General features: G+C 38.6%; 4 protein-coding genes. All 4 read right to left on the bottom strand.

Annotated elements, in window-relative coordinates; all coding sequences use genetic code 11:
- Nucleotides 1–79: 79 nt before the first annotated feature.
- The 4 genes from CLV62_RS15700 to CLV62_RS15685 all read right to left on the bottom strand — a co-directional run bounded on the left by CLV62_RS15700 (nucleotide 80) and on the right by CLV62_RS15685 (nucleotide 9,747).
- On the bottom strand, nucleotides 80–2,500 hold the full coding sequence (locus CLV62_RS15700; RefSeq protein WP_110311725.1) for a glycoside hydrolase family 95 protein: 2,421 nt from the start codon (nucleotides 2,498–2,500) through the stop codon (nucleotides 80–82).
- A 101-nt stretch (nucleotides 2,501–2,601) separates the two neighbouring features.
- The gene (locus tag CLV62_RS15695) at nucleotides 2,602–4,593 is read right to left on the bottom strand and encodes an alpha-galactosidase (protein ID WP_110311724.1); all 1,992 of its coding nucleotides are present in this window, start codon (nucleotides 4,591–4,593) and stop codon (nucleotides 2,602–2,604) included.
- Between the two features lie 106 nt (nucleotides 4,594–4,699).
- A complete protein-coding gene (locus tag CLV62_RS15690) occupies nucleotides 4,700–6,994 on the bottom strand; it encodes a GH92 family glycosyl hydrolase (protein ID WP_110311728.1) in 2,295 nt (764 codons plus the stop codon).
- Between the two features lie 173 nt (nucleotides 6,995–7,167).
- Complete coding sequence (locus CLV62_RS15685; protein WP_110311723.1) at nucleotides 7,168–9,747, bottom strand: beta-mannosidase; 2,580 nt, start codon at nucleotides 9,745–9,747, stop codon at nucleotides 7,168–7,170.
- Nucleotides 9,748–9,762 lie beyond the last annotated feature (15 nt).

The following is a 9,762-nucleotide window of genomic DNA, read 5'->3' as shown; positions in this document are numbered from 1 at the left end:
ATACATTACGCCGCCTTCACCGAATAGGGATTGGAATTTCTCTTGGATTGCAGTAGTTTTCATTTTATTTTTTCTTATTTCAGTTATATTTCAATTCCATCGTTTCTCCTTTGTTCAAACTAAAGCTTATTAAACCATTATCGGTTTGTTTTAGCATAATATGTTTTCCGTTTTTATAAAACTGGGGCAGATTATTTGTATCCGTAAGCTTTACCGAATAGTTGTTATCAACAGATGCTTTTATTATGGCATTTTCAACTTTGCCGGTTTTCCACTTCAAATCCACTTCTGCACCTCCTTGTGTGTGTAATCCTTTAAAAGAACCTGTGTTCCATTCTTTAGGTAAAGCCGGAAGAAACTGTATATATCCTTCGTGACTTTGCAGCAACATTTCAGCAATACCTGCTCCGCCTGCTTCGTTTCCGTCAAAAATAAAAATATCATAAGGTGCACCTGCTATACCTTCGGGTGATATGGTCAGTAAATTTTCTCTGGAGAAATTACGTTCCAACAATATTACACTTTCGTAGGCTTTTTCTGCATCCAATAAACGTGCATAATTACAGATCATATTTGCACGGCTCCATTCTACATCTTCCCATCCTTCTGCGGCAAGCCTCAATTCCATAGTCTTGCGGGCTGCCTTTACTAAAGCAGGAGTCTTAACAGGTGATATCTGAGAGAAGGGATACAATGCCAGCAAATGTGACGTATGACGGTGGTTAGGTTGAGCTTCGTCAAAATCTTCGAACCATTCTTGTACCCCTCCGTTCTTACCAATTTTGAGAGGAGGAAGTTTTGCGATTGCAATTTTCAGGCTATCACGGAAATCTTTATCTACTCCTAATATTTCCGATATTTCGACACAAGAACTTAATGTCTCCAGTACCAATACTCTATCGACTGTAGGCATCATCGATAGTGATAAAGTTTCACCTTTGTAGCTGAATGCATTCTCGGGAGACGTACTTGGTCCTGTCATCAGGTATCCATTGTTAGGATTTACTGCCATGTAATCCAATAGGAACTCGGCATTACTTTTCAATATCGGATAAGCTTTATCTTTTAAGAACTCTTTATCCAATGTATAATTGTAATGTGTCCATAAATGCGAAGCAATCCACGAACTACCGGTAGGAAATAATCCCCAGTTAGGGCTTTGTCCGGGAGAAGTATATCCCCAAACATTGGCAACCGTATGTGCTGTCCATCCACGTGTTCCGTATACATTTTTTGCTGTCTTTTGCCCTTGAATAGAAAGGTCTTCTATGTAGTTAAACAATGGTTTATTACATTCGCCAAGGTTTCCGATATTCGATAACCAGTAATTTTGTTGGGTATTAATATCTAAGTGATAGTCATTAGTCCACCCCATATTACAAGCCAGATTATCGTTCCATATTCCTTGAAGATTGGCAGGAAGTGGCGAGTTTTCGCGTGATGCTGCGATTAGTAAATAGCGGGCGTAGTTAAAAAACAGGGCATCCAAACCAATGTCGTTTGCTCCGTCTTTTACTCTTTTCCATCTTGCATCAGTAGGTAGATTATCTGTCTCGCTATTTCCTAGGAATAAATCTACTCGACTATAGAGGTTAGAATAATCAGTTATATGTTTTTGTTTTACCTTATCGTAATTTTGAGCCAAAACATTATCAACTGTTTTTATGCAATCTTCTTTGTATTTAGGGTTACTATAATCGGTTCTTACATCAAAAGCGATAACGACAGAAGTTGCATCTGTTATCTCGATTTTTCCATCTTTAGTAATTATTTTTCCGTCTTTGACTGTTACTCCGACTTTCCCTGAGAAGTTAACACCTCCCGGTCCTTGCTTGGGGAAAGAAACTTTTCCCGAAAACTCAAGACCATTGTTAGTTGTTCTTATATCAGATTCACGCAGAAGATCAAAAGAAAGATTTAGGTTTAGAGCCTTTGCTTTATTTGCCGATAGTTTGATGATTAATGCTTCATCGGGATTGCTGCAAAAATATTCTCTGGTATATTTTACATTTCCGATATTGAATGTAACTGTATTGATTGCATTTTCGAGATTCAATTCTCTTCTGTAGTCTGACACATTTCCCTGAGGATATTTGAAGTTCATTTTCAAATCGCCCAAAGGTACATGCGAACCGAAAGAGTGGGGAGTTCCTGAAAGATAATCAGACGCTATTCTATTTCCTTTAGAATAATCTCCTGCAAAAAAGATTTGTCTGATATCATTCAACATGTCTTTTCCGCAGAGGCGTTCCTGAAATTTATCGCGTTCGCCCGACCACATAGTTATTTCGTTGAGGGCAATTGTCTCGGTTTCGATTCCTCCGTATACCATTGCTCCGATGCGACCATTACCCAACGGGCTTGATTCCATCCAGACTTTAGCCGGTTGTTTGTACCATAATTTATGGCGATTGTTGTCTTGTGATGCAGATACCTGTACACTCATGCATGTCAATAGCATGAGTGACAATGCAGGTATTAGTTTCTTTATGTATCTCATAATTCTTTTAATTGTATTTTATTTTGTAGGGGCAGACCTGTGTGTCTGCCATCAATTTATATGTGCGAACACATGGGTTCGCACATATGGTTGCAGACGTATTATTTATTGATTCTGAATAGTTTTACATCTTTAGCCGGAATAATCAGTGGTGTTTTCATATCTATATTTGCTCCGCTCCAAAGTTCTTTTGCTGTATATTCTTTTGCAGCATCCAGTCCGATTCTATCCAGTGGAATTTTAACTGTCGCTTCTTCCTCCTGATAATTGAAGATTGCATAATACATATTTCCTTTATCATCGGTATGAATAAACTGATTCTCTGACTTAACACCGTTTCCTTCAACCGGACGGAACGATCGACCTTGGGCAACTGCATTTACATCTGCATTGGTCAAGAATTTTTTAGCTCTTTCTTTAGCTTCTATGGGACCGGCTTTACTGAAATCGTCACCTGCAATGTATAACCCCGTGATAGCAGCCGAAGTTATACGTGCTCTGTTTTCGCCCTCAGTAGCATCTCTTAATACTATATGGTCAGCATCGTTAAATTGGTAAATATTATCAATCCACCAACCGTACGAAACGGCGTTCATGGTATATTCGGTATCTTTTATTTTATTCCATGCATCACAAGCAATGCGACGCGATTGTGCATATTGTGCAGGGAAAATTGGTGAAATAGATAGGTTGATGAACATATCCCCGAAGTATTTATCGAGTAATTGCATACCGTAATTATAAGCTTGCATTCCTGTTTGAATCTCCGGTTTGTACCATTTGTCGCCTTCCATGGCTCCGTGAGTCATAAAGTCCATCTTCACATATTCGAAGCCACAACGACGAAACAATTCTGATGTGATTTTCATCTTTTGTTCAATAGCAGGGTGAGTAGGATCTACAGCATAAGCACCATCAAATTCCTGAAGTTTACCATTAGCATACACGTATATATCTTTATACTTATATTCGGGTACATCATCTACGTCACGATCGGGATTCTTTCCCCAGTCTGTAAAAGGAGTCCAATATATACCTGCTACTTGCCCGTTTGCTTTACACTTGGCTACAAACGATTTCAATTCTTCTTCGGTGAAACTATTCCAACCCGAATCGAGACCTATATATACTGTGTTATCAGCATTTATAAAATGGTTGTTTTGAAGATTATCTTTGAAGAAGTCTGATACCTCCAATGCTTTTTGATAAGTAAGATTAAATTGTAATGCTCCCCAACTGTTCCAACCGAAAGGCATAGCCTTATCCCATGCTCTGCGAGGTGTAATTATAGCGTTTGCTTTTCCGTACTCTTCCATACCGTTTCTCCAATCGGTGAAATCCCCGATAAGAATTTTCGGGGATTTAATTGTTTTAGCAGTTAATGTTCCGTGGGGTTTTGAATCGCGGGTCAATGAATCGGCAATACCACCGTAACATACCAAAGAGCCGATATTACTGTCATCGCCTTTAGTCATGTCGATAGCTGTTTTCCAGTTGTCGTGTTCCACAGAACCAATAACGATGCCATTACGTGTGTTGTTATTGAAAACGGTAGCTACTTCGTAACTTCTCAGTTTGTCGAAAGTTAAAGGGTGAGACCGAAACCTTACCCATGCATCATTATCGAAAGGAATAAATAACGCTCTGTTATCTCCTTTCTCTAAAACAGGAAGCATCTTGTCTATGTTTATTGGAGCCATGTAATTAGAAGATACATTACTGTCTCCCGATAAAAAGAAATCGGTTAGAATATAGTCTCTATCTGTATATACATAAAAAGATTGCACTAAAGTCGGGAGTTCTTTAGCTGTGTATGTAATATTTAGAACAGTTCCTTTTCCAAACTGATCGGATAGGGTACTCTGTTCAACTTTAGAACTTGTATAATCTTTAGCAGTGATAAGCTTATCGCCTAACTTGTAAGAGGGATAAACATTTTCGAAAAGGGCTTTTCCCTCTTTTTCAATGTTTATTGTTTTACTTTCATCATTATAACTTATTTTCCATTTACCTTGGTTCAACACCGAGTTATTACTACACGATAGTAGTAATATGGACAACGTAAATAAAAAGAGAGGTTTAAGTATTCTCATAATGTTTTCAGGTATTTTATTTATGTATATTTTTTATTGGATGTTTTGTTGTAGGGTAGACCTATGTGTCTGTCCTCTGTGGGTGAACATATCGGTTCACCCCTACTTAGATTCCATCGGGAGGTATATTCTGAGGTTTGCTTCCCCACTTAGAAGGTTTACTTCCCATCTTGAATTCCAGAGTTCCGCCATTCACAATATCATTGTATGTAATATAAGTCTGATCGTATTTCTTTCCGTTTAATGAAGCCGATTGTATGTAAATATCTTTTGGAGACTGTTTTTGAGCCAGTATCTTAAATGTTTTCCCCGATAATAATTCGATACTTGCACTTTCCAGATGTGGAGTTCCGATTACAAAAATTCCATTCGCAGGATTTACAGGATAAAATCCGATAGAACTCAAAACGTACCAAGCTGACATTTCACCGCAGTCATCGTTGCCCGCATATCCTGCCGAAGTATTATTGTATAATTCGGTAAGGATTTTAGATACATAATATTGAGTCTTCCAAGGTTGACCTGCATAGTTGTATAAATAGGCTACGTGGTGACTTGGCTCATTGCCATGTGCATATTGTCCGATAAATCCCGAGGCATTGTCGTTCAACTCACCGCTTTGATGTTCCAAAGTGAAGAAGTCATCCAGCTTTTTAGTGAAGGCTTTATCTCCTCCTACCATTTTCACCAGAGTATTTACATCGTGCGGAACATACCAGAAATATTGCCATGCATTACCTTCTGTAAACGGATAACCTCCATTTGAGCCATATTTAAACGGATCGAAGGGTTCTATCCAATTGCCTTTATCGTTTTTGGATTGAAAAAATCCCGATTGGCTATTGTATAGATTTTTGTAAAACAGCGATCTCTTGGTGAAGTGATTATAGTCTTCCTCTTTGCCTAGTTTCTTTGCTAGTTGAGCTACACACCAATCGTCATAAGCAATTTCCAGAGTAATGGAGACTGATTGCGATTGTAAATTTTCAGGCATATAGCCGTACTTTTCCCAAACATCAAACGGTGAGTTCAGGTGAGGAGTCATAGATGAGGTTTTAATAGCCTCGTAAGCTCTTTCAACATCAAAACCTTTTAGTCCCTTTAATGCAGCATCTACAATAACAGGAATAGAATGATTGCCGATCATACAATAGTTTTCCTGCCCCCATAATTGCCAGATAGGCAGGTAGCCATACGCATCATATTGTCTCAACATACTATTTATGAAATCGGATGTTCTTTCGGGTTGAAGCAATGTGTACAAAGGGTGTGCAGCACGGTAGGTGTCCCACAATGAGAATGTCGAATATTGCTTTCCTTCTTTCTCTGAAAGAGATCGTTTTGTATAATCAATATCAGTGTATTCACCGTTTACATCCGACATGGTGTTGGGTTGTACAGAAACATGATACAAGGAGGTATAGAATATTTCTTTTTGCAGATCCGTACCCTCTATTTTTATTTTACTTAACTCCTTTTCCCAAACGTTATCAGCATCGGCTACTACTTTATTGAAATTCCAGTCTCTAATTTCAGTATCGAGATTCAGTTTTGCATTCTGAGAACTTACCGAAGACAATCCCACTTTTATAAGTAATGGGCTATTGTTTTTATTCTCGAAATCGAGAATAGCTCTTAGATCACTGCCGTTTACTACCCAATTATTTGAATAAGTAGTATTTCCGTCCACCATTTTATTACCCACAATAGGTTTTGAGAATTTAGCATAAAAATAGACCTTTCTTAGCTTTGCCCAACCTGTAATAAGCCTATATCCCTCTATTGTATATTGATCAATAATCTTGATTTGAGAATTGATAATACGTGTAGACCAACTGTTTTTATTGAGTGAATGATTTAAATCTAAAACTACTCTTGGCTGTTGATTTTTAGGAAAAGTATAACGGTGAAAGCCTGCATGGGTAGTTGCCGTCAATTCAGCATTGATATTGTAACGGGACAAATTCACCTGATAATATCCGGGGTGAGCTTTCTCATTATCATGCGAGAATGCCGATTGCCAACCTTCCATAGAATCGGAAGTTACATCTTTGTTTATAGCAATATCGCCTGTTACAGGCATCAGCAATACATCGAAAAATTCGGCAACACCTGTTCCGCTTAAATGTGTATGGCTGAATCCGAAGATACTTTTATCATTGTAATCGTATCCTGACGCTTGTGCCCAATCGGGAGCATTTCGGGTATCGGGGCTGAGTTGAATCATTCCAAAAGGAACTGTAGCCCCGGGATAATTATTTCCCGAGAGGCTTGCTGCTACAGCTCCTGTACCAATAAAAGGATTGACATACGATGTTAACTTCGATTTAGTATGATCTTGGCTATATAAAGCTCCTAACGGAACCATTAGCAGTGTAGCCAATATTAGTAAGTATTTCATATATGTTTTGATCATTGGCAGAGTCATCTAACCAAGGTTAATATACTATTCGGCTCTATCTTGAGTCTATAAAATTACGGTTTTATTACCCTGATTTTATGTATCATTTTTTTATAAACATGTATAATATTATTAGTTTTATACCTGTCTAACTGATATTAAAGTCTGATACCTTAATAAGCATCACTTAGTGAAACTATCTTCAATTGATCTTCGAAGTCTTTCTGAGATAGCGAAGATTTCACTTTTACGGTTGCTGATTGATTTGGTAACAGGTCAAAATAATTATTCCCGAAGAAGTTATCTATTCCTTCAATTGACATAAAAACGGCACGAGCAAATTTGCCGGATTTGAGTGTTACCTCATATCCATCAGCAATTGCTTTTACGTTTTTAGTGATTGTTGTTTTTGGAAAATTGATATTCTTCGGTTGCAACAAAAAGTAATTGTTTGTGTATACTTTGGCCCCATTATCAGTCAGTTGTGTATGTACTACCACCTCGCTTTTGGGTGCTCCTTTCAGAAGTTTATCCACATCGGCTGTAAATACATTTTTACTGGTGTTACCCGCTATTTTTACAGGCAATTTCTTCTCCTCTACTATTGTTCCATCCAGTTTGATAACTTTTACGAGAAGCGTACCTTTTGAATCCTCTAATCTGTCGGAAATAATATAAATATCCAGTTTGTTATCCTTCGAAATAGGAGAAACCAATACATCTTTGTAAGCTTCACGAGCGAAATAATGCTGAGCTTTCCAACGACCATAATAATCGCGGCTCGACCATGATGCTACAGGCCAGCAATCGTTGTGCTGCCAGAATAAAGTTCCCATGCAATAAGGCATATCGCGTCGGTGCGACTCCATTGCTATTTTTATAGCATCGCCTTGTAATACCTGATTCATATACAGGAACGATTCAAAATCTTTAGGTTTCTGATATTCTTTCAATAGATATTCTTCGATCAGCTCGTTGGCATATGAGCCTGCACGCTGATGCTCCATCATCACTTCCGACGTAATTGCCCAATCTGATGGTTTGGGTGCATATATCTTGATAGATTCGAATTCGGGAAACGATTGAAAACCATACTCACTAAAAAAACGACTTTTTTCGACATTGTATTGTGCAATAGGGTGACGTCCGTGCCATACTCCCCAATAGTGGCGATCGCCATGAGTAGGACTGTCTCCTTCACCCGGATAACCGTATGGTGATGACGGGCGATAGGTCATTTCGGGGAGATACTCTTCTACTACGTCAGGCAATAATTTATGGAATAAGTCGAAATACTGACGCTGGATAATTTGCCCATATTCGGGATTCTGATCTGAGTAATTTTTTTTCAAATTCCAATTGTACATGAAATAGTAAGCCTCGTTGTTGCCACACCAAACAGCAATAGATGGATGATTGCGCAGACGTTTTGCATTGTCTATTGCTTCCTGTTTTACCGATTCTAGGAATTGTCCTTCTGAAGGATAGAAACTACATGCAAACATGAAATCCTGCCAAACCAAAATACCATATTTGTCGCAAAATTCGTAGAGGTTATCATCTTCATAAACTCCTCCTCCCCATACACGAAGCATATTCATGTTGGCATCTGCTGCGTCGAGGACAGTTTTTTCGTATTTCTCTTGAGTCACGCGAGGCAGAAAATTATCACCGGGGATAAGATTCGCACCTTTGGCAAATACGGGTACTCCGTTGAGTTCGAAATAGAATGACGAGCCATCTTTGTCGTCTTTAGCTATAACTTTAATTGAGCGTAAACCTGTCGTTAGATAGCGACTGTCGCGAATACCTGATTCCAAGGCTACTTCAGTTTTAAAGTTGTAAAGATGTGCTTCGCCCAATCCATTAGACCACCAAAGTTTAGGATTCTGAATTGTAAAATCAACTATAACCTTGTTCGACCCTTTTTTCAGGTCAGCAGTTGTTGATCCGTATATTGTACTATTATTTTTGTCTTTAACAGTGACTTTAACATTGTTAATATCTTTATCAGCTAAAACTTCTGTTTCAACAGATATTACGGCACGTTGCTTTGTGATATCTTTTTGACGGAAAAATACATCTTCGATACGAACATCGTCCCAAGCTTCTAAATAGATAGGACGCCAGATACCCGAGGTTACCAATCGAGGTCCCCAGTCCCATCCGTAATGATAACCTGCTTTACGGGCAAACGGACTAAGTGTTTTGTTGAAGATGCCTCCTTGCTGCGATTGGTCGGGTCCTGTCTGATAACGGTAAGGATATGAATCGAACTTAGGTATATCAACTTTAATAGGTGAATTAAAGAAAACTTCGAGTTTGTTATCCGTTTCTTTCACCTTACCTTTTATATCTATTTTCCATTCGCGAAACATATTATCGCCCGAGAAGAGTTTCTCACCATTCAGGTACACATCCACATAGGTGTCGAGTCCCATAAAGTGCAGACGGATATTTGTTTTGTTTATAACCTCTTTGGCATCGAAATGAGTTTCGTACATCCAGTCTTCTTTGTCGACCCATTGTACACTTCTTTCGTTGAGCCTGAAAAAAGGATCTTCGATAATCTCATTTGCCATCAGATCGGTATGCACTGTTCCCGGAACTGTTGCAGGATACCAATTATTGAGGCGATGCTGTTTGAATCGCCAGTTGGTATTCAGTTCCGTTTTGATGGGGGCAGCTTGTAACTGCCCCGACCATAATGCAACCCATATAATAATGCTTAGTTTTATTAGATTGTTCTTCATTTTGTCTTATTTGGG

This window comes from Indolivaga alginatilytica, assembly GCF_003201355.1.
GTDB classification, from domain to species: domain Bacteria; phylum Bacteroidota; class Bacteroidia; order Bacteroidales; family Dysgonomonadaceae; genus Dysgonomonas_A; species Dysgonomonas_A alginatilytica.
Note: the sequence above shows the minus strand (reverse complement) of the source record. Positions and strands in the feature narration are given on the sequence as shown.

Excerpts from the sequence above, each read along its gene's own strand:
- CLV62_RS15700 (WP_110311725.1), bottom strand. The coding sequence starts at position 2,500 with ATGAGATACATAAAGAAACTAATACCTGCATTGTCACTCATGCTATTG.
- CLV62_RS15695 (WP_110311724.1), bottom strand. The coding sequence starts at position 4,593 with ATGAGAATACTTAAACCTCTCTTTTTATTTACGTTGTCCATATTACTA.
- CLV62_RS15690 (WP_110311728.1), bottom strand. The coding sequence starts at position 6,994 with ATGAAATACTTACTAATATTGGCTACACTGCTAATGGTTCCGTTAGGA.
- CLV62_RS15685 (WP_110311723.1), bottom strand. The coding sequence starts at position 9,747 with ATGAAGAACAATCTAATAAAACTAAGCATTATTATATGGGTTGCATTA.